Raw genomic sequence first — 582 nt, forward strand, 5'->3', positions numbered from 1 at the left:
CTCCTCGCCGGCGTGCGCGACCAGGCGCAGTCCCTCCGCCGCGGCGCGCGCGTAGACGTCGACGAACAGCTCCGGGCCGAAGCCCACCTCGTTCGAGTCGAGCCCGACGCCGATGATGTGCTCGCGCCAGGGGAGGATCGCCGTCAGCATCTCGTCGGCCGCGTCGGCGCCCAGGTCGCGGAGGAAGCACATGATCAGGTCCGTCGAGATCCCGTGGGTCTCCTCGCTCCGACCGAGCGCACGGGTGATCCCGCTCATCACGGTGTCGAGCGCGACGCCGTTGCCGAGGTGCGTCTGCGGGTCGAAGAAGATCTCGGCGCGGCGGACGTTCGCCTTCTGCGCCCGGTCGAGGTAGCCGGTCGCGAGCTCGAAGAAGTCCCGCTCCGTCTTCAGCACGGTGAGGTTCGAGTAGTGCAGCTCCAGGAACGACGCGAGGTCGGTGAAGGAGTACCGGGCGCGGAGGGCGTCGAGGTCCTCGGTGGGCAGGGCGACTCCGTTGCGGCGCGCCATCTCGACGATGTGCTCGGGCTCGATCGTGCCCTCGAGGTGGATGTGCAGCTCGGCGCTGGGCGGGGCGGGGAA

1 protein-coding gene is annotated in these 582 nt (G+C 70.3%); it reads right to left on the bottom strand.

What is annotated here, in order from left to right; genetic code table 11:
- On the bottom strand, window positions 1-582 hold a 582-nt coding region (locus C5B92_RS16825; protein WP_374952943.1), incomplete at both ends, for an adenosine deaminase.

It is taken from the genome of Rathayibacter sp. AY1A4 (assembly GCF_002930955.1).
In the GTDB taxonomy this organism is placed as follows: Bacteria; Actinomycetota; Actinomycetes; order Actinomycetales; family Microbacteriaceae; genus Rathayibacter.